This window comes from Rhodanobacter sp. BL-MT-08 (genome assembly GCF_054161255.1).
Window position 1 is genome coordinate 1,732,330 of the sequence record NZ_CP167872.1, and the last position, 20,455, is coordinate 1,752,784.

Sequence of the window (20,455 nt, forward strand, 5' to 3'; positions counted from 1 at the left end):
CTCGCGTCCGATGCTTTTTTTGGGGCCGCCGAAGCTCAAAAGGTCGAAATGCTAATGACGATATTCGATCGCATTCCGTGTAGCGGCTGTCACTCTCCGATAACTCAGCAGCCGGCCACGGAACGGCGCAATGTCGTCGTCGTTGAACCGGCTGCGCTGCTCGGTGACGGCATAACCCTGTCGCGCCAGTGCGCGCGTGAATGAGGTGCTGTTGCCGCGGCCGGGATCGGTAATGAGAATTTCGGCGTCGACTGTTGCATGCCGCAGTATCGTGGCGGCCAGCTGGTCGACATGGCCCGATTCGTACAACACGTCGCTCCCGATAATCAGATTGAACAACCCGAGCGTGAGATCGGGTACTTCCCAGCGCAGGTCGCGATAGATGATCGCCAGCAGATGGTTCTGCGCTGCGTTGTGGCGCAAGAAACGCTCTGCCAGGGGGTGATGGTCGCTGGCGGTAATATCGGCATGACGATGCTGCAGCACCAGGCTGGACAGCCCAAGCCCGCAGCCAAGTTCCAGAATGCGTTTCCCGCCAATCTCGTAAGTCGACATCGCTTCCGCCATGACTCGGCCCGACGGCCATATTTGGCCAAACAGGCTCCACAGCGCAGAGGAGATACCAATGCGTTCGGCCTGATGCTGCGGATCGGCAAACTGTTGAAGGTCGCTCAACGCGCGAATACGGTAGTTGCGGCCGCCGAGGCAGATCACAAGTTCGCGTGTGGTATAGCCCGGCATGGGCTGCTCCCGTGAGGGCCCGTTCCGCGAATGACGGAACGAGGCATGAGAAGGGAGCGAAGCGGCGGATGTCGCCAGAACGCGCTGATAGAACAGCTGCCGATCCACTTTACGCCATTTGTGTGCCCGCACAGGGATGACTTTCGACGGATTCGCTTTATGGCGGGCCCAGCGTCCACGTCGCGTCGGCTTGGCGCTTGGCTTCTTCAGCGTCGTGATGTGAGAAGTTGCAGGCCGGCTTGTACACTCCCGCCTGGGTTCCACCTTTTCCTAACGATCCATCGGGGATAACTTTGAATGAACGCAGTCCGGACTTCCGGAAGCCTGGTGTGCGTGGGCCTCGGCATGACGCTGGGCTCGCACATAAGCCCGTTGTCACGTAGCTGCATTGAACAAGCGGATGTTGTTTTTGCAGGGCTTTCCGACGGCATCGTGGAACTGTGGTTGTCGCGGATGCACCCGGACGTGCGCAGCCTGCAGCCTTTTTACCGGAAGGGCAAATCGCGCATGGAGACCTATCGCCAGATGGTGCAAGCCATCGTTACCGAAGTACGGGCAGGCAAGAAGGTCTGCGGCGTGTTTTACGGGCATCCCGGCGTTTTCGCCTGGGCGCCGCACAAGTCGATCGAGCTGGCGCGCAGCGAAGGCTATCCTGCGCACATGGAGCCGGGCATTTCGGCGGAAGACTGTCTTTATGCCGACCTCGGCATCGACCCCGGCACCTACGGCTGCCAGCATTTCGAGGCCGGCCAGTTGCTGTTCTACAAGCGCCGGATCGATCCCTCGGCTTATCTGGTGCTTTGGCAGGTGGGTTTGGCCGGTGACAAGTCACTGACTCGGTTTTCCACCGGCCCGGCTTATCGACAGATTCTGGTCGATGTATTGGCGCGCGATTATCCGCTGGACCATGAAGTCATTATTTATAGGGCGGCGACGCTGCCGATCCAGCAAGCGCGCATTGAGAGGCTGACGCTGCGTGCGTTGCCAGAGGCGGAAATTGGCATGGCCGATACATTGGTTATTGCGCCTTGTTTTGCCATGCAGCCGAATATCGAGATTCGCGCACGTTTGGCAGAGCTTGATCGAGCTGAAGCCTAATCAAGGTCGCTTGCGCTTGGCAGACGCAACTAAGACCGACGCGATTGTTTGGCCGCCTTTGGGTGCATCAATGACATATATTTTGGCCCGCATGTTTTGCACGGGAAGTAATATTTATTTTTATATCAGTCACTTAGATATTTTTTCTATCGCTAGCATGGAAAGATTGTCGAAATCGATGAATTCGTGGATTGCGCGATATTGGGTAAGCCCAAAGCCCTACGCTAGGTGTAAAGTGCGTTTTTGCTAAGGCTGGGGTTCGCCGGCAAAAGGCAAGTTAGACGTTGGATGGAGAACGGTATCCACGCTGTTTCGCCATTTGGCTGCGTGGATGTCGGCTTGGGACCATAGCCTTGCGTTCGACATCAGGGGAAAATTTTAAAGGGGCTTGGTCATTCTTTTGACCACGCGATATCCAAGCGATCAACTGTCAGGGGGCAGCTAATGATGAATGTCATCGATTTTCTGGAAAGAATGGGGCGTGATGCGCAATTGCGCCATGCGTCAGCCGCTGAGATGGAGGTGGCGTTGAACGCCACGGAGATTGAACCGGAATTGCAGGCGGCGATCCTGGGCAGGGACCAGTCCCAACTGGAAGCGTTACTAGGGCAGGTTCCACTTTGTGTTGCGTTATTTCCCGGTCAAGAGGATGAAGAGGACGGCGACGAGGAAGAGGAAACGCCGTCGAAGGAGCCCAACGAGGCCCCGGAACTTATGGCTGAGTTCTCTGCGGCGTAGCCGATGTATTTCTCAGGCAGACAGCGCTGGTGCTGCTTTGCGAGCGGACTGGTACTTTTGGCTTTGCTCATTGGCACGGCAGCTGATGCCGCGCCTATGCCTGACGAACCCGCGCAACTGCTGAAGCAGGCGGACAACGTCAGGACATCGAACCATACCGAGTTCTTGCAGCTCATGACGCGGCTCGGCACTGAGGTGAAAACCCTTCCCCTTCAGCAACAGCTGTATTTTCGCTACCTCAACGCCTGGGAAAGTAGTTATCGGGGCGATTACGAAACCGCTGCGCCTCTGTTCAAATCGGTTGCAGCGGAATCCTCCGACGCTACTTTGAGGTTTCGCGCCGGCACGACGTTAGTAAACATACTTTCCATAGGATCCCACTACGCAGACGCGTTCGTGCGGATGAATCAACTGCTGAGTCAACTGCCACAGGTTGTCGACAAGGATGCACGCATACAGGCTTTAGGTGTCGCTTCGATGCTTTACAACGAGGCCGGTCAATATGATCTTGGCCTGAGCTATGCGGATCAGATGCTGCGGGAAAACCCGGTTGGCGACGGTGACTGCAAAGGCAGGTTTTTGCTTGTTCAGTCGCTCTATGAAAGTGGCAAGTTCTCGACGTTCGACAAGCAGTCCGGCGATGCTATAAGCGCCTGCAACAAGGCCTCCGAATTACTATTCGCCAATTTGATACGTTTCTATGTGGCGAGTTTTTATATTGATCACGGGCAACCGGCCACGGCGGTCAAGCTTTTGCAGAAGCACTATGCCGAGGTCCAACACATCGGCTATCCGGAACTGACTTCGGATGTCGATGCGTCACTGGCGCAGGCCTACTGGAACGGGGGAGATGTCACGCTGGCGCAACAGTACGCCCATTCCGCGATTGATGGCGGAGTCAGGCATGAACTCACCAAGTCGCTGACCAGCGCATATCAACTGCTTTACCTGATCAATAAAAAGCAGGGCAATCTGGAAGCTGCGCTTGGCTACCACGAAAAATATACGGAAGCCGACAAGGGCTATCTGGACGAGGTGAGCGCGAAAGCGCTTGCCTACCAGACCGTCAAGCAACAGGTCCTCGCGAAAAAACTGCAGATCGACGCGCTGAACAAGCAGAACCAGATCCTCGAACTGCAACAGGCGCTGGGCACCAAGGCGATGGAGACCAACCGGCTTTACATCGTTCTGCTGCTGACCATTCTGGCGTCGATCGTGCTGTGGGCTTATCGCCTGAAGCGTTCGCAGATGAGTTTCATGAAGCTGGCCCGGCGCGATGGGTTGACCGGCATTTTCAACCGTCAGCATTTTGTCGCGTCGGCCGAGCAGCAGTTGAAGTATTGCCAGAAGTCGGGTCGTGTCGCCGGGCTGATCGTGATCGATCTGGACAATTTCAAGATCGTCAACGACACCCATGGGCACGCGGTAGGTGACCATATCCTGCGTCGCGCAGTGGCCGCTTGCGAGGCGCATCTGCGTTCCACCGACGTGTTTGGGCGCCTCGGCGGTGAGGAGTTCGGCATCCTGATGCCGGAGTGCAACAGGGATATGGTGGCCGGCCGGGCGGAATTGATCCGCCTGGCGATCGAGAGCGTGTCCGATAGCGAAGACGCACGCGGCGTCGTGGTATCCGCCAGCTTTGGCGTGTCGTCTACCACCGAGTCCGGCTACAACCTGCGGCAGCTGCTTATCCATGCCGACAAGGCGCTTTACAGCGCCAAACGGGAAGGCCGCAATCGCGTGGTCGTCTTCGATGATGAGGGGCAGGCTTCGGCAGATCTCCATACCGCTTTGCCTCTGCAGCGGCGCTAACCCGCGCCGGCTAGCCGGCGTGGGGGTTCCAGGAGTGGGGCCACTGATCAGCTATGCCCGGCCACCGCGTGCGGCACGTAATGCTCTTCGAGCTTGGCAATTTCATCGGCGTCGAGGTTCAGCGATAGCGCGGCCACGGCATCATCCAGATGGTGCGGCTTGGACGCGCCGACGATCGGCGCGGTAACAAAGGGCTTCTGCGCGACCCAGGCCAGCGCGACCTGGGCTTTCGATACGCCGCGGGCCTTGGCCAAGGCGGCTACCGCTTCGACGACTTTTTTATCGGCATCGGGCACGGTGTAGAGCGTCTTGCCGAAGACGTCGGTGGATTGGCGCTCGCTGCTTTCGTCCCAGTCGCGGGTGAGCCGGCCGCGCGCGAGCGGGCTCCAGGGAATCACGCCGATACCCTGCTCCTGGCACAGCGGCATCATCTCGCGCTCTTCTTCGCGATAGAGCAGGTTGTAGTGGTTCTGCATGGTGGCGAAGCGCGTCCAGCCGTGCTTTTCCGCGACATACAGCGCCTTGCTGAACTGATAGGCGAACATCGACGACGCGCCGATGTAGCGCGCCTTGCCGGCCTTCACCACATCGTGCAGTGCCTCCATGGTCTCTTCGATCGGCGTGCGCGGATCCCAGCGGTGGATCTGATAGAGGTCGACGTAATCGGTGCCGAGCCGGCTCAGGCTGTGGTCGATCTCGCTCATGATCGCCTTGCGCGACAGGCCCATGCCGTTCGGGCCTTCGTGCATGCGGTTGAACACCTTGGTTGCGAGCACGATGCTGTCGCGCGAGCCGAAATCCTTCAGCGCGCGGCCGACAATTTCTTCCGAGGTGCCGTCCGAGTACACGTTGGCCGTATCGAAAAAGTTGATGCCCAGATCCAGCGCCTTGCGGATGAACGGGCGGCTCGCTTCCTCGTCCAGCGTCCAGCTGTGCGCGCCACGGTCGGCGTCGCCGTAGGTCATGCAGCCGAGGCACACGCGCGACACGTCGAGGCCGGTGCGTCCGAGTTTTACGTATTCCATCATCGTCTCCAGTAGTCGGTAAAAAGGGCGCAGCCGACAGCGTTGATCGGTGCAGCGCAGAGCGCAAGCCTAACCGCCAGCCTTGCCTAAAGGGTTGGCAACGCGTGAAAGCGCGCGCACTGGCTTGTTGGCGACGTCGGAAGTTTTCATGGATTGGGTACGCCCGTGGACGGCTCCCGTCCAACATGTCGATTTTTCGTGGACAGGCACCGGCGAGCGCGCTACAACGGTGCTCTGTCCGATCCTTCTGGAGTGCTCGATGCGTCTCGCCTCAACCGCCTTATTCGCCGCGCTTTGCATCGCTGGCGCTGCCGCGCATGCGGCCGATCCTGCCGTGCCGTTGGCGCCGCAGATCAATGCCGCCGACTTCGCCCAGTTCGACAAGACGCTGAGCTCGGACGAATTCGGCGGGCGCAAGCCCGGTACGGCGGCCGAGCCGCGCACGATCAACTGGCTGGTCGAACAGTACAAGCGCATGGGATTGCAGCCGGGCAATCACGGTTCGTGGTTTCAGACGGTGCCGGCCGATTCGATCCAGCTGTTGAACACCGATGTCACGCTGAATATTTCAGCCGGCGGCAAGATCAGCCAGTTCGCCAATCACGACGACATGGTGGTGCAGACGCTGCAGGCGAAGGCCAATGTCGACCTGAAAAATTCGCCGATCGTATTCCTGGGTTTCGGCGCCGACGCGCCGCAGTGGCACTGGAACGATTACAGGGACATCGACGTCAAGGGCAAGACGGTCATCGTCCTGGTCAACGATCCGGGATTCGCCACGCTGGATCCAAAGCTGTTCAACGGCCGCGCGATGACCTACTACGGCCGCTGGACGTACAAGTTCGCCGAGGCTGCCCTGAAGGGTGCCGCTGCCTGCTTCATAGTGCACACCAGCGATGCGGCCGCCGGTTATCCCTTCAGCGTTCTGCAAAACAGCAACAGCGGGCCGCAGCTCAGCCTGCCGATCAGCGTCGATCCGTCGCCGCGCCTGCCGGTGGCCGGCTGGCTGACGCGCCCCGCGGCGGAGCGCCTGTTTGCCGCGGCCGGCCAGAATTTCGATCAGCTGGAAAAGGCGGCTGCGAAGCCGGGCTTCAAGCCGGTGCCGCTGTCGGCCACGGCGTCAGTGAGCCTGAAAAACAAGATCGGCCATATCGAATCGCATAACGTGCTGGCGATGGTGAAAGGCAGCAGCAAGCCTGATGAAGCAGTGATCTACACCGCGCACTGGGATCACCTCGGTACCGATCCCTCGCTGAAGGGACACAAGGTTTACGGCGGCGCGATCGACAACGGCACCGGCCTGACCATGCTGCTGGAAATCGCCGATGCGTTCGCGCACCAGAAAACGCCGCCGCCGCGCAGCGTGCTGTTCTTCATGCCGACGCTGGAGGAGTCCGGGCTGCTCGGCTCGCAGTACTACGTGTCCAAGCCGGTATTCGCGCTCGACAAGACCGTCGCGGATATCGCCGTCGATGCGCTGCCGATCATCGGCCGCGCGCACGACATGACCGTGATCGGCAAGGGCCAGTCGCAGCTGGAGGACATGCTGGCCGACGTGCTGAAGTCGCAGGGTCGGGTGGTTTCGCCGGAAACCACGCCGGAGAACGGTTTCTACTTCCGCTCCGATCATTTCAACTTTGCCAAGGCCGGCGTGCCGGCGATGCTGCCGAGCTCCGGCCTCGATCTGCTCAACGGTGGGCGCGAGGCCGGGCAGAAAGGCGCGACCGAATACACCGCCCATCACTACCACACGCCGAACGACGTGTTCGATCCTAACTGGGATTTTTCCGGCATCCTCGAAGACACGCAGGCGCTGTACGTGCTTGGCCAGAAGCTCAGCGAGGACAACGTCTGGCCGAAGTGGTACCCCGACAGTCCGTTCGCGGCCAAGCGTGAGGCGGATCCGCCGAAGTGAAACCGAACTCAGCGGGAACTGCTGGCCTGCAGCCGGCCCAATAAAGTCAGGCACGCCTCTTCGATGAGGCGTGCCTGTTCGGCTTTCTTTGGCGCCGGTTGCCAGGCGATAACGGAAAACCAGTAGGCCGAGGATTTCAGGAACGCCACGAAGATGTCTGCCGCCAGTTTGGCGTCGAGCTTGCCCAGCTGGCCCGCTTTGCCGGCTTGCTGAAACCAGTGGTAGACGCTGTTTTCCTTTTCGCCGAACTTCTCCATCAGCCGCAGGCTTTGCGCTTCGGAGCGCATGCACTCGACCATCAGCACGCGGCTAAGCCGGATGAAATCCGGGTCGCAGATAAGCTGCATCTCCCGCACGCCGACCTCGCGCAGCTGCTCGATAAATTCGCGCCGGCTGTCGTAGTGCAGTTTGCTCAGCGGATCGACGCGTTCCATCAGCAGCGTCAATACCGCCTCCAGCACGGCGTCTTTGGACGGGAAGTGCTTGTACAGCGTGCGCTTGGAAACCTCAGCCCGCGTGGCGATGGATTCCATGCTGGCACCGGCCAGCCCGTGCTCGGCCAGTTCCGCGATGCCGGCGTCGAGCATGGCCTGTCGTTTGGTGGCGCTGCGGTTCAACAAGTCGGGCTCCTGATGGCTGGGCGTGTGGCGTCGGTCACCTAACGACCGGCTCACAAAGTACACGATATAGTTTACTTTCTTTATGGCACGCCATAAAGTATACGAAGTCGTTTACTTTTAACGGAATGCCCGCTCATGGCTAGTGCACTCGTTGTCATCGTGGTTATTTGTCTTGGCCTATTTGCCTGGCGCGTGACGGCGCAGCGGCAGCGTATCGTGCGACCGCATCCGCAGTCGCCGGCATGGCACAACGGCCGCTTTCGCAACGTGGCCAACACGCGCGCCGCGAGCCTTGGCGAAGTGCGCAAGGCGTTTCGCGCGCATCGCGGCCAGCGGCGCAAGCCGCAAAGTCGGTTGCCGGTGGTGACAGTGCGTCAGGATGTGCTCAGCGGTCCGCCCTCGCAGGCGTTGCAGGTCACCTGGCTGGGTCATTCCAGCGTGCTGATCGAGATCGACGGGCTGCGTCTGCTTACCGACCCCGTGCTCAGCGCGCGCGCCTCGCCGGTGCCGTTTGCCGGGCCGAAGCGTTTCACGCCGCCGGCGCTTACGGTAGCCCAGCTGCCGCCGATCGATGCGGTAATCCTGTCGCACGATCATTACGACCATCTCGATCGCGACACCATTCGCGCGCTGGCCGATCGCGTCGGCCACTTCTATACGACGCTGGGCGTGGGCCAGCGGCTGATCGCCTGGGGCGTGGATGCCAAGCGAGTCACCGAACTGGACTGGTGGCAGGAAACGCGCTTCGGTCCATTGACCTTGGCGGCGACGCCGGCGCAGCATTTCTCCGGCCGCGGCCTGCGCGATGGCAACGCGACATTGTGGGCTTCGTGGGTCGTGCTGGGCACGCACGAGCGGCTGTTCTTCAGCGGCGATACCGGCATGCACGAAGGCTTTGCCCAGATCGGCGAACGCTACGGGCCGTTCGATCTCACCCTGGTCGAATGCGGTGCGTACAGCCAGACCTGGCCGAACGTCCACATGCAGCCGGAACAATCCATCGCCGCGCATCGGCTGGTGCGCGGAAAGACGATGATGCCGGTGCACTGGGGCACATTCGATCTGGCCTTTCATCGCTGGGACGAGCCTGCCGAGCGCATCCGCGCGCTGGCGGCGGAGCAGGGCGTGCATCTGGTGCAGCCGCGCCCTGGCGAAACCGTTCGCCCCGATACGACGCTGCAGTCGCCGTGGTGGCGTGCGTTCGAAACGGACGCCGTCGACCATCCATCACTCAAATTTTCCAGCGAGACACGCGTATGAGCGGCTTCACGGTGAACGACATTCCCTCACAGGTCGGCAAGCGTGCCGTCGTCACTGGCGCCAACAGCGGCATCGGCTACGAGACGGCTCTGGCCCTGGCTCACGCGGGCGCCGAGGTGATTCTTGCGGTGCGCAGCGAGCAAAAGGGCCGCGAGGCGTTGGCGAAAATACGCGCGCTGTCGCCCCAGGCGAAGGTGCGGCTGGAGTTGCTCGATCTGTCGAAACTCGCGTCCGTTGCGGAATTTTCCAGACGTCTAAATGCCGAAGGCCAGCCGCTGGATATCCTGATCAACAACGCCGGCGTGATGCTGCTGCCGCAGCGGCAGCTGACAGCCGAGGGCTTCGAGATGCAGCTCGGCGTCAACTATCTGGGGCACTACGCGCTTACCGCGCAGCTGTTGCCGCTGCTGCGCAAGACGCCTGCCCCGCGCGTGGTCAACCTCAGCAGCCTGATGCATCGCGTGGGCAGGATACATTTCGACGATCTGCAGCTCGAACGCGGTTACACGCCGACGAAGGCTTACGCGCAGTCCAAGCTGGCGCCGCTGATGTTCGCGCTGGAACTGCAGCGCCGCAGCGATGCCAACGGCTGGGGCCTGATGAGCAACGCCGCGCATCCCGGCATCGCCACCACGGAGCTGATCGCCAACGGCCAGGGCAGCGAGGGGTTCATCAGCAAGGTCAGCCTGGGGTTTGTCCGGATCGTTGGCCAATCCGCCGCCGCCGGTGCGCTGCCCACGCTGTACGCCGCCACGTCGCTCAACGCGAAAAACGCGGGTTACTACGGGCCGGACGGATTCTCCGAAATCAAGGGCGCGCCAGCGCCGGCAAGGATTTCGGCACGGGCTAGCGATGTTGCGGCGGCGGCGTGCCTATGGGATGTTTCGGCGACGCTGACGGCCGCCAAGTTTCCATAGGTGGATCTTCAACAGGTTATGCGCCTAATTGATTTACGATGTGACACCCGTCATGAGTGATGACTCTTTTTCGTCAGTCGCCGGTCCCATGGCGCTGGACTAAGCTTTGGCTAATCCATTACCGGCGCAAACGATGCTTGCTGATCTGTCCCAAGAGCCGGTCGCGCGGCCCCGGCGGCGAAGACCAACCACCATATGGGTGTGTTGCGCAGCGGCACTGATAATTCTGTTTGCGCTATTTTTCTGGAAGCGACCGGACCACGCGATTCGCGTCGCTACGGCGAGCATTGCCGATGTGATGTGCTCTGGCGTATTCGTCAACGGCATGACGCCGGAGCGCACGTTTGTCGAGAGCTATGCCGACGACAAGGGACTGAAGCCACTCAGGCTCGGCCTGCACTATGCGGTAGACCGCGCGAATCGCCGTATCACGACAGACTGGCACGGACACTTCGTTAGCCAGTCGACCTACTACCCGTCGTACGGCTGCGCGCTGCCGTCGCAGACGCCGGGCGAGAACACGCTACGGGCCGCGCGGGATGTGATCGGCTCACCAGAAACTCAACCGTTGGTGGTATCCGGCGATCCGCTGCTGCGCGATGCCCTGGCGCGTGCGTTCGCCGAGCCGGCGAGCGGCGTGCCCCGCCATGTCCACGCCATTGTGGTGATGCACGACGGCAGGATCGTGGCGGAACAGTACGCGCCCGGTTTTGGTCCGGACACGCCGCTGCTGGCCTATTCGGTGAGCAAGTCGGTGGTGAATGCGCTGGTCGGCATCCTCGTACAGCAGGGAAAAATGGACGTCCATACGCCGGCGCCGGTGCCGGCATGGGGCGATCCGTCGGACCCGCGCCACGCGCTGACCATTGAGCAGCTGATGCGCATGACCTCGGGATTGGCGCTGGCCGAAGACGACAGCGGCTTCGATCCGGTGTCGACGATGCTGTTCCGTCAAGCCGATATGGCCGGCTATGCGGCGCAGGCGAAGTTGATCCATCCGCCCGGCGCCGTGTGGGATTACAGCAGCGGCAATACCTTGATCGTCTGCGGCATGCTGCGCGACACCGTCGGCCACGGTGCCGAGGGCATGATTCGCTTCGCCCACACGCAGCTGTTCGACCCGCTGGGCATGCATCACGTGCTGATGGAATTCGATGGCGCGCAGACGCTGATCGGTTCAACCCGTATCTACGCCTCGGCGCGCGACTGGGCGCGCTTCGGCCAGCTTTATCTCGACGATGGCGTGGTGAACGGGCAGCGCATTCTGCCGGTAGGGTGGGCGGCGTTTTCAGCCCGTCCGACGCTCGATGCACCCTATGGCGCCGGCTTCTGGACCAACGTGGCCGCAGCCGGCGACACGACGCCGGGCATCGATGGTCTGCCATCGGACGCTTATTTTGCCTCCGGCATGAACGGGCAGCGCATCGTCATCGTACCGTCGACGCATCTGGTCGTCGTGCGGTTCGGCTCGACCGTCGACCCGCCGCGGTTCGATATGCAGGGACTGGTGCGACTGGTCGCCGACGTGTCCGCCGCTGTCCACTGACGTAGCGCCGTCATCGAGGGCCCGATCCCGGCTCGATGGCGTGGCACCGGGATTTTCGGCCTCGTATAATGGCGCATGACTCCATTGCGCCAGTGGCTGCACCAGCATGACTGCTGACGAAATCCGCGACCTTCTGGCGCGCGACCCCGATCGTTCCGAATTGACCCTGCAATGGCTGGCCAATCAGGGCGTGGTCACCGCACAGGTAATGTTTGGCCGCATGCTGCTGGAGGGCAGGGGCACGATCAAAAGTGCGGCCGCTGCGCTGGCCTGGTTCGAACGCGCCGGCAAGAAAGGCCATGCCGAGGGCACCATGATGGTTGGCCGCTGCCTCGAGCACGGGTGGGGAACCGCTCCCGACCTCGCTCAGGCGTTTTTCTGCTACGCCTACGCGGCCAAGCTCGGCAACGACTGGGCGCAGTACAACGTGGCGCGCATGTATCTCGATGGTCATGGCGTGGCGCGCAACGCCGAGCGCGCCGCGTACTGGTACGCCAAGGCGGCGGAGCAGGGCCACGCCCGCGCCATGAACCTGCTAGCCCGCTGCTACGAAGAAGGCTGGGGCGTGATGCGCAACACCTTCAAGGCCAACGACTGGTATCGACGCTCGGCCGAAGCCGGCTATTTCCGCGGCCAGTACAACTGGGCCATGGCGCTGGTTGCCGAGGGCAGAATCGAGGACGCCGCGCAGTGGCTGAAGCGCGCGGCCAAAGATGCAACGCCCGACGTCAAGGCCGCCATCGTCAGCTACGCGGCGCAGATGGATCATCCGGCGATGCGGGATCTTGCTGCTTCGTCAGCTCAGTGATCGGCAGTAAATGAGTTCGAGGTTTGTCAACGATTGCCGACGGCGTGATCGGCGAACTCGACGGCCATCCGTTCGGATGACCGATCGCCAGCTCTAGCTATTCGAATTACGGCTTGGCCGTCTGGCCGTCCAATTGATTGAAGTGGGTGATGGCATTGAACACCAGGCCGTAGCTGCCGATGGTTTCGCCGCGCCAGATCGGGTTGCCGGCGAACAGCAGCACGTTGCCCTTGCCGTAGTGGGCGTCGACCACGGCGGCGCGCCCGGCCATTTCATCGCCGCCGTCGAGCAGGCCGGCGATCAGCAGCTTGTCGGCATCGGCGTAACGCACGATCACCCTGGGCTGCTGGTCGGCGGGAATCGCCAGCGGATTGTTGCGCAGCTGCTCGGCGTTGAGCGGCGTCGGCTGCCACGGCTTGGGATCGGGCAATGTGGGCGGGGCGATCGAGGCGCGGCCTTCCGGCGTATCGGTGTCGTGCGGGCCGCCCCGGCCGGTAGGGCGCTGGAAGTCCTTCGCGTTCGGCAGGCCGTCGTCGCCGGTGACCTGGTTGGAGACGGTGAACGACTGGCCGACCGAGCTGTACAGCGCCAGGTCATCGCTGGCGTAGCCGCCGGCGATCGGACTCTTGCGGTCGACAAACGTGCCTTGCAGCACGCTGCCGACGACCTTGAGGTTGTGCGTCGGGGTGACGAACACGCCTGGCGCCATGCCGCTATCGATGGCGAACTTGGCAGTGTCTTCGGCGGTGACCAGCAGACCGCCTTCGCGCACGAACTGCTTCAGGTTTTCCAGGCCCTTGGCACTTAGCCCGGGGCGGATGTCGTCGGTGGAATCGATGGTGCCGATGTTCGGCGTGAGCTTGGTGGTTTTCCACGGCATCGGATTGCCCCACATCGGCAGGCCGTCGACGATCTGCTGCGTGCTGACGCCGCCGATCGGGCCGAACAGGATCACGTCGTACTTCGCATGCAGGTCACCGCCGCGTGCCACGTCCTGGGTGCTGATGTAGGTATACGGCACGTGCAGTTTGTCCAGCGCCATGCGCCACCAGCCTTCGGTCTGCGTATCGAGCCAGGTGTGCATCAGCGCGATGCGCGGCAGTTTGGCCGCGGGCACGTCGATGGCGGCCAGGCCATGCGGCGGCGCGATGGTGTCGCTGACGGCACTCATCGGTGCCTGGAGGATCGCCGTGTCAGTCACCCGCACGACCTGCACATCGAACAGGTCGCCCATCGACCAGGCGGTGTCGTCGTAGGGATGCTGCTGCGGATCTTTCGGCGACCAGTACTGGCGGTCGAGCAGGGCGTCGGCGATGCGCGAGTAGGGCTGATCCATGCGCACCACGTAGCTGCCGGCGGCAAAGGTTTTCGAGGTGGCCTTTGCCTTCGGATCGTCGCCCTGCTTGGGTAGCGTCACCGTGACAGGCGACGTGGTCCGGCTCACCTCCACGTGCTGCAGCTGCATCACATGCAGCAGCTGGGCCTGCGAACCGGTGCGCGTTTCATCGGCGGGAAAAACATACGCGGCCGGGCCGGCTTCCTGCGGCTTTTCTATCGAACGCTTGCCCTTGAGGTAGAAATTTTTCAGGAACAGCGGGCCGTTGTCGGAGAAATAATTCAGCGCGGTGAGCAGGCCGGTCTGCTCGTAGTTGTTGTTGTCGCGCTGCGACCACATCACTTCGGGCAGCGGCGGGTTCGGCCGATACCAGGTGCGCGCGTATTCTTTCGGACTCAGCGTGCGCTTGACCGTGTCGGCACCGTCGTTGCCGAAGGTTTCGTACAGGCGACTGACGCCGTTGTGCATGGCGGCGATGAACATCAAATAGCCCGGGCTCCAGGTGTCGAAGTCGCCGTGGGTGAACACGCCGGGCATGCCGAGCTTGGTCAGCTCCTGCACGTTGTTCCAGCCCAGCTGCTGCCACTCGCCGGTGAGGATGGGATCGATCCAGGCGTTGTACGGGCCGTCGCCGACCGTGTTGTCGTAGAGGAACGGCACCGACTCGTGCAGATCGTGCAGCACCTGCGCGTGCCAGCCGATATAGGTATCGGCGATGTTGCGCGTGAGGTTGAGCGTCATGCCCATCGCGTCACGGTTGTTGTCGTGCGCCACGTAGTGGCCCCAGTACATCAGCGGCGAATAGTTTTGCCCGGGATGCGCCAGGTGCCAGTTGTACAGATCGACCATGCGGTCGCGGCCGTCGACTTCGACCACCGGCGTGATCAGCGTAATGACGTGCGAGCGGATGTGCTTGATGTAGGGCGAGTCGTCCACCGCCAGGCGATAGGCCAGCTCCATCAGCGCTGTGGGCGCGCCGGTTTCGGTGGAGTGAATGGTGCCGGTGATGTAGTAGACCGGCGTGGACTGTCCGACTAGCTGGTCGGCCGTGTCGTCGTTCATGCCGATGCTGCGCGGGTCGGCCAGCTTGGCCAGCCGCGCCTTGTTGGCGTCCAGATCGGCCAGCACGCTTTCGTCGGCGATCGCCACCGCGATCATCTCGCGGCCTTCTTCGGTCTTGCCGATGGTGAATACCTTCACCCGCGGGCTGGCGGCGGCCAGCGCGCGAAAGTAGCGATAGACGTCGGCCGAGTAGGGCAGATAGTTTGGTGCACCCGAGATACGGCCAAGCACCTTGTCCGGTGTCGGCACGGTCGGGGACGCTGGCAGATAGTCGGTGAGCGGCGAGTTGAACGACGGATCGGTGGTGAACTTCAGGATCTGGTCGGTATACGCCTGATCGATCGGCTGGCCTGGATCACGGGCATATGCCTTGGGATCCGCCGGGTCGGTGGCCGCCGTCGCGGCGCCCACGCCCAGCGCCAACAGCGCGGTCAACGAAAGTCGAATGGATACGCGCATGATGGTTCCCCTGGTTTGGCGCCGTGATCTATCCAGACACTTTGCCAGAACGCAGGGGAATCGGTGTCGCCCATCAGTTGGGTGGCGTTTCCATCGAGTTCGTCCGCGATGCAAAAAAGCTGCTATTTGTTGAGCATCGCTGTCAGCTGATCGAGCTGCGTGCGGTAGCCGTCGATGACCTTGGCGGTGATCACGGCGTACTGGTTGGCCTCGTCCCAGCGTCGTGCTTCCAGCGCCTCGCGCACCCCGGGGAGGGTTTTGACGCCGTAGCCGGTCAACATGCCGGGCGCGTAGATCATGTGCTTGAACCAGGGGCGGGTCGGCAGGCCATTCGGATCGGTCAGCGCCTGCTCCATGCGCGCCATGTGCGCACTCAGTTCGCGGGCTTGTTTTGGTGGAAGATCAAAGCCTGCCGCTGCGCGTTTTGCATAGGCGGCGTCGAAAGCCTGTGCGCTCTGCGTCAGCTGTTTTGCGGCCTGATCCAGCGGTGCCAGATCGATGGATGGAACATCGGAGTCACGCTCCGGTGGAGCCACCGGACGGGTGGGGTCAGCGTCGAGCGTAAACGCATGGGCATCGAGCAGCTTGTGCTGTTCCTCGGTTGATTTACGCGTGTGCTCGACCAGCTTGTGCAGCTCGTCCACATACTGATTCAGCGTGGTGCTGAAATCGCCGAAGCGCATCGGCACCACGTCGGCATCGGCACTGCGCAGCACGATGTGGCCAACCACCTTGGATAGCGCGACGCCGTAGTCGAAGGTGGGGTCGCCGAAGCGGACGTAGTGATCGAACGAGTCGTACTGGGAGTGATAGATACCTGCGTTGTCGTCCTCGTCGCCAAAGCCGAGATCGAGCGAAGCAATGCCCAGATGTTCCAGGAAAGCGCTGAAGTCGGAGCCCGAGCCCAGTGCGGCCAGCGGTACGTCTCCACCTTGGGCGGCGATTTTCGCCACGTCTTTCGCTTCGGCTTTGGCGTCGTCGTCACTGCCGGCGATCAGCATGTGTGCGCGCAGGCGCTCGCGCACGCTGACCTTGGTCTCTGGGTCAGTCACGCCGTCGGCGACCTGATTGACCAGGTGCTGCAGCGAGTGGCTGCCACCGGCGCCGAGAAAGCCGCGCCCGTTGGTATCGGAGTTGACGTACATCACGGCCTTGGCCTGCAGCTCCTTTGCGTGCGTCTCGGCCCATTCGGTGGATCCCAGCAAGCCCGGCTCCTCGCCGTCCCAGCTGGCATAGACCAGCGTGCGCTGCGGGCGCCAGCCCTGTTTGACCAGCGCGCCGATCGCCTTGGCTTCGGCCATCAGGGCGACGTTGCCTGCCAGCGGATCCCATGCGCCGAACACCCAGCCATCATGGTGGTTGCCGCGCACGATCCACTGATCCGGTGCCGTGCTGCCCTTGATTTTCGCGATGACGTCATAGACAGGCTTCTGGCCCCAGTTGGACTCGACCGTCAGATGTACCTTGGCCGTGCTCGGTCCGACGTGATACGTAATCGGCAGCGATCCGCGCCAGTTGGCCGGCGCCACGGGGCCGGTCAGCGACTGCAGCAGCGGCGTAGCGTCGGCGTAGGAGATCGGCAGCACGGGAATCTTCAGCAGCGAGGTGGCGTCCTTGATCGCCAGGCGCTTGGCACCGGGTACCGAGCCGATGCCGGGCGTCAGCGGGTCGCCGGGATACACCTGCATGTCCGCCACCGAACCGCGCTGCACGCCGTCGGCCGGTCGCCAGCCGCCTTTCGGATAAACATCGCCCTTGGCGTAACCGTCGTCGTGCGGATCGGAATAAATCAGGCAACCGATGGCACCGTGCTGCTGTGCCAGCTTCGGTTTCAGCCCGCGCCAGCCGCCACCGTAGCGCGTGAGAACGATCTTGCCGCGTACGTCGATGCCGCGACGGGCCAGGTCTTTGTAATCGTCCGGCATGCCGTAGTTGGCATAGACCAGTTCGGCGGTGACGTCGCCATCGGCACCGTAGACGTTGTAGGGCGGCAGTGCGCCGTCCTGGATATTCGAGGTGGCGTCACCAGCAATAGGCGGTTCCTTCAGCGCCGCGGTGAAGGGTTGCGGTCCGAGCAATTCGAGCGCGACTTTCTTTGGCGTTGGATAGAGCACGCTGAAAGTTTCGATATGCGCATCCCAGCCCCACTCGCGAAACTTCGCCAACATGAATTCGGCGTTCGCCTTGTCATGCGGCGAACCCACCTGATTCGGCTGCGACGACATCTGCTTGAGCCAGCTGCGCTGGTCGGCAGGATCGAGCTGTGCGTCGAAGCGTTGTTCGAGGCTTTGCTGTTTGGCCGCGCCAGCGATGCCGAAACCGAGCATGCCTTTGTCCGTGGGCAAGTTTTCGGCAGATAGAGCAGTGCCGAATGTCGACAGCGTTGAGGTCATGGCCAAAAGCCAGCGAGCAGTCAATCGCGTCATCCCATCACACTCCTTTCGTTTATCGATTACTGATATCCGACCACGAATGCGTGATCAGATGGCTACCGCTGATTTATATGGCTGGCAGAGCTTCTTGCTCGAGGCATCAATCATGCCAGGGGAAAACTAGGAGAAGGGGTGGAACATGTTCGGACGCATTGAGGCTTTGGATTTCGCTCAAAGGACAAGCTCACGCTGTCGATTTCAGACCACTTCAGAGCAGGAGATTAGACTGCGCTACCGGAGCGTCTGATTGTTAATGGCTGATTGGCGGATTGTCGGGCACCACGATATGCTGATTGAAGATGGGTTGGTCGTCTTTGCCCGTGGCACTCAGCTCATAGTTGCCCGGCCGCAGATAGAGCTCGCCGGCAGGTGCGCCAGCTCCCTGGCGAATGCGCTCGCCCAAAGTAGGTGTCAAAGGTAGGGGGTCTAGCACCATGCGGTCGGCTGGCACGGCCCCTTTGCCCTCGCTCGAATAGCGCGCTTCGATAAGGCATGGAAATTTTTCCTGGCATTTGTCGCCACTAACAAAAAAGGGTTGCCGCAAGTCACCCAGAGATAACCAAGTGGGGCGTCCACGTCGTAGATGCTGTGTGGGAAATACGACGCTGACATCGTATCCAGTACGAAGCGACCATGGCTTGTTTGACTTGTCGACGAAGACAATGGGCATCTCTGGCTGAACTTTCTGCATGATTGCCGTGTAATAAGGATGATCTTCATCGCTCGACGGATGAGGGATCATCATGGTCTGCTCAACGGCGAGTCCGCTAATGCCGGAAAGCTTGTACAAATGTTCTGCCATAGACTGGCCGCGTAGAAATTCGCCCGACGTCTGTATGTGCGCATAGCCCGCTTCGACCACCAGTCGTGCCGCGGGATCCATCTTGAAAACGGCCTTGTAAATGTTGCGGGCTTGTTCGGCCTCGCGGGCGTCACCCGTCGCATCGGACGTCGCTTCGTAAGGAACAAGTTTGAAACCAAGCTTTAGAGCAGTTCGCACCAGTTCAGCGCTGATTGGCTCCTGCGTATAAAAGCCAGTCTCCGGCATGGGATAACCACGCGATTGCAGCTGAGTATCGGTCTGGTAGAGCGTTTCAATAGCAAGATAAGTGAATCCTGCTTTGCGCAAACCGGGAAGCAACTGCACAGCCAGCGTGCGCGTCAGCGGAATGTTGTGAGCCTCGTTCAGAAAAATCAGCTGATAGCCTTTGGCCAGCGCCGGAATCGCCTCAATTGCAGGTCGCCATGAGTAATTGCTGTCGGAAATTGGAGACGGGTGATCTTCAGGGGTGCCCGGCTGTCTGATGGAAAAGCTCGCCGCTGCGTCGGGATAATCGCCAATGAATGTCTGGTACCAACTTAGGTATTGACCAAAGATCAGCCGGAATGCATCACTCTTGTCGGCCGCATACGCGTAGCGCATCACCTGATACTGAGCCAGCAAGCCTTTGTGCTGATCCGCCTCTTTCATGATTCGCTCGGACTTGAGTGACGCGTCAAGCTGTTGCGTCCGCCACTCCGACGGCGACTGCGCCGACGCAGTCGTCGAAAGCCAAGCCAGTAAAAGCAGGTGACCAAGCATCTTTTTTGACCGTAGTCGCAGCATTGCCGTCCCCCCATCAGCGTGTACTTAACTCTCCCCTCGCAATCGCTTTCAGCATCCGATAGCCGCCTGGCAATGCTGTGAGTCGAGTACCTGTTTACCATGTCATTGAATATCGCATGATGCCAATAAGCAAATCGGTCACCGTAAACTTGCGACCAATTCTTGATCGCTCGTCGAGATTTACTGTGAGCCGCTGGCTGGTTCGCGCTTTTGGTTCCAACGGTTTTCCTGCCTTCACGTTTGTGCGCGTCCACCGCTTTGCGCGCACAATGATGGGACCCTGAACCACTATGGAGTCCGTCATGCGCTCAACCGTTCTCGCCATTTTGATTGCTCTTGCCCTGCCGGGCGCCGCGCTGGCGCAAACGTCCGGCGCCCATACCGGCGCCATCTATGCCACGGTGGCAAAGGCCGTCGGTGACCCTACGCGCGATGCCGACAAGGCCAACGATGCGCGCCGCAAGGTCAGTTCGATCATGGAGTTTGCGCATGTCCAGCCCGGACAGAGCGTGCTGGAGCTGATCCCGGGCGGCGGCTATTTCACCCGCGTGTTCAGTGCCATCGTGGGTCCGAGCGGGCACGTGTATACGATCTGGCCGAACGAGTACGTCAAGGAAGATGCCGAGGATCTGGCCGCGGTGAAAAAGTTTGCCGCTGACCCGCACTATGCCAACGTCAGCGTGTTGGAACAGCCGGCCAACCAGCTGAGCTCTCCAGCGCCGGTCGATCTCGTGTTCACCTCGCAGAATTATCACGACTATCCGGACAAGTTCATGGGCAAGGTTGATCCCGCCGTGCTCGACAAGCAGGTATTCGATGCGCTGAAGCCGGGTGGCCTGTTCGTGGTGATCGACCATGTGGCCCCCGCGGGATCTGGCATGCAGGATACCGATACGCTGCACCGTATCGATCCGGCCATCGTCAAGCAGCAGATCGAGGCGGCGGGCTTTGTGTTTGGTGGCGAGAGCAACGTGCTGCGCAATCCAGCGGACAACCACACGCTGAAGGTGTTCGACAAGGCGATACGCGGCCACACCGATCAGTTCATCTACCGCTTCCGCAAGCCGGCCAAGTAAAACG

At 61.3% G+C, this 20,455-nt stretch carries 15 protein-coding genes; 9 read left to right on the forward strand and 6 right to left on the reverse strand.

Annotation, left to right across the window (positions count from 1 at the left end; all coding sequences use genetic code 11):
• Positions 1-51: 51 nt before the first annotated feature.
• On the reverse strand, positions 52-741 hold the full coding sequence (locus ACDK93_RS07580; RefSeq protein WP_458071996.1) for a class I SAM-dependent methyltransferase: 690 nt from the start codon (positions 739-741) through the stop codon (positions 52-54).
• A gap of 345 nt (positions 742-1,086) precedes the next feature.
• Between ACDK93_RS07580 and ACDK93_RS07585 the strand changes: the two genes are divergently transcribed.
• The 3 genes from ACDK93_RS07585 (at position 1,087) to ACDK93_RS07595 (ending at position 4,389) form a co-directional block, all read left to right on the forward strand.
• On the forward strand, positions 1,087-1,839 hold the full coding sequence (locus tag ACDK93_RS07585) for an SAM-dependent methyltransferase (RefSeq protein ID WP_458071997.1): 753 nt from the start codon (positions 1,087-1,089) through the stop codon (positions 1,837-1,839).
• A 447-nt stretch (positions 1,840-2,286) separates the two neighbouring features.
• Positions 2,287-2,577: a hypothetical protein gene (locus tag ACDK93_RS07590; RefSeq protein WP_458071998.1), complete on the forward strand. Its 291-nt coding sequence runs from the start codon at positions 2,287-2,289 to the stop codon at positions 2,575-2,577.
• A 96-nt stretch (positions 2,578-2,673) separates the two neighbouring features.
• Positions 2,674-4,389, forward strand: a complete 1,716-nt coding sequence (locus tag ACDK93_RS07595; RefSeq protein ID WP_458071999.1) for a GGDEF domain-containing protein — start codon at positions 2,674-2,676, stop codon at positions 4,387-4,389.
• A gap of 47 nt (positions 4,390-4,436) precedes the next feature.
• On the opposite strand, the gene ACDK93_RS07600 is transcribed toward ACDK93_RS07595, so the two are convergent.
• A complete protein-coding gene (locus ACDK93_RS07600; protein ID WP_458072000.1) occupies positions 4,437-5,414 on the reverse strand; it encodes an aldo/keto reductase in 978 nt (325 codons plus the stop codon).
• Positions 5,415-5,673: 259 nt separating this feature from the next.
• Between ACDK93_RS07600 and ACDK93_RS07605 the strand changes: the two genes are divergently transcribed.
• Positions 5,674-7,329, forward strand: a complete 1,656-nt coding sequence (locus ACDK93_RS07605) for a M28 family metallopeptidase (protein ID WP_458072001.1) — start codon at positions 5,674-5,676, stop codon at positions 7,327-7,329.
• A gap of 8 nt (positions 7,330-7,337) precedes the next feature.
• Here ACDK93_RS07605 and ACDK93_RS07610 read toward each other — a convergent pair whose 3' ends face one another.
• A complete protein-coding gene (locus ACDK93_RS07610) occupies positions 7,338-7,949 on the reverse strand; it encodes a TetR/AcrR family transcriptional regulator (protein ID WP_458072002.1) in 612 nt (203 codons plus the stop codon).
• Positions 7,950-8,084: 135 nt separating this feature from the next.
• Here ACDK93_RS07610 and ACDK93_RS07615 point away from each other — a divergent pair, with 135 nt between their 5' ends.
• The 4 genes from ACDK93_RS07615 to ACDK93_RS07630 all read left to right on the forward strand — a co-directional run bounded on the left by ACDK93_RS07615 (position 8,085) and on the right by ACDK93_RS07630 (position 12,480).
• Complete coding sequence (locus ACDK93_RS07615; protein WP_458072003.1) at positions 8,085-9,209, forward strand: MBL fold metallo-hydrolase; 1,125 nt, start codon at positions 8,085-8,087, stop codon at positions 9,207-9,209.
• Positions 9,206-10,126: an SDR family oxidoreductase gene (locus tag ACDK93_RS07620; protein ID WP_458072004.1), complete on the forward strand. Its 921-nt coding sequence runs from the start codon at positions 9,206-9,208 to the stop codon at positions 10,124-10,126. The genes ACDK93_RS07615 and ACDK93_RS07620 overlap by 4 nt, the downstream gene beginning before the upstream one ends.
• 298 nt (positions 10,127-10,424) lie before the next feature.
• The gene (locus ACDK93_RS07625) at positions 10,425-11,672 is read left to right on the forward strand and encodes a serine hydrolase domain-containing protein (RefSeq protein WP_458072377.1); all 1,248 of its coding nucleotides are present in this window, start codon (positions 10,425-10,427) and stop codon (positions 11,670-11,672) included.
• A gap of 106 nt (positions 11,673-11,778) precedes the next feature.
• Complete coding sequence (locus ACDK93_RS07630) at positions 11,779-12,480, forward strand: tetratricopeptide repeat protein (RefSeq protein ID WP_458072005.1); 702 nt, start codon at positions 11,779-11,781, stop codon at positions 12,478-12,480.
• A gap of 106 nt (positions 12,481-12,586) precedes the next feature.
• On the opposite strand, the gene ACDK93_RS07635 is transcribed toward ACDK93_RS07630, so the two are convergent.
• The 3 genes from ACDK93_RS07635 to ACDK93_RS07645 all read right to left on the reverse strand — a co-directional run bounded on the left by ACDK93_RS07635 (position 12,587) and on the right by ACDK93_RS07645 (position 19,240).
• Positions 12,587-15,337: a M14 family zinc carboxypeptidase gene (locus ACDK93_RS07635; RefSeq protein WP_458072006.1), complete on the reverse strand. Its 2,751-nt coding sequence runs from the start codon at positions 15,335-15,337 to the stop codon at positions 12,587-12,589.
• Positions 15,338-15,459: 122 nt separating this feature from the next.
• Positions 15,460-17,730, reverse strand: coding sequence for a transferrin receptor-like dimerization domain-containing protein (locus ACDK93_RS07640; RefSeq protein WP_458072007.1), 2,271 nt, complete (start codon positions 17,728-17,730; stop codon positions 15,460-15,462).
• Positions 17,731-18,019: 289 nt separating this feature from the next.
• A complete protein-coding gene (locus ACDK93_RS07645; RefSeq protein WP_458072008.1) occupies positions 18,020-19,240 on the reverse strand; it encodes a hypothetical protein in 1,221 nt (406 codons plus the stop codon).
• Between the two features lie 437 nt (positions 19,241-19,677).
• Here ACDK93_RS07645 and ACDK93_RS07650 point away from each other — a divergent pair, with 437 nt between their 5' ends.
• Positions 19,678-20,451, forward strand: a complete 774-nt coding sequence (locus tag ACDK93_RS07650; protein WP_458072009.1) for a class I SAM-dependent methyltransferase — start codon at positions 19,678-19,680, stop codon at positions 20,449-20,451.
• Positions 20,452-20,455 lie beyond the last annotated feature (4 nt).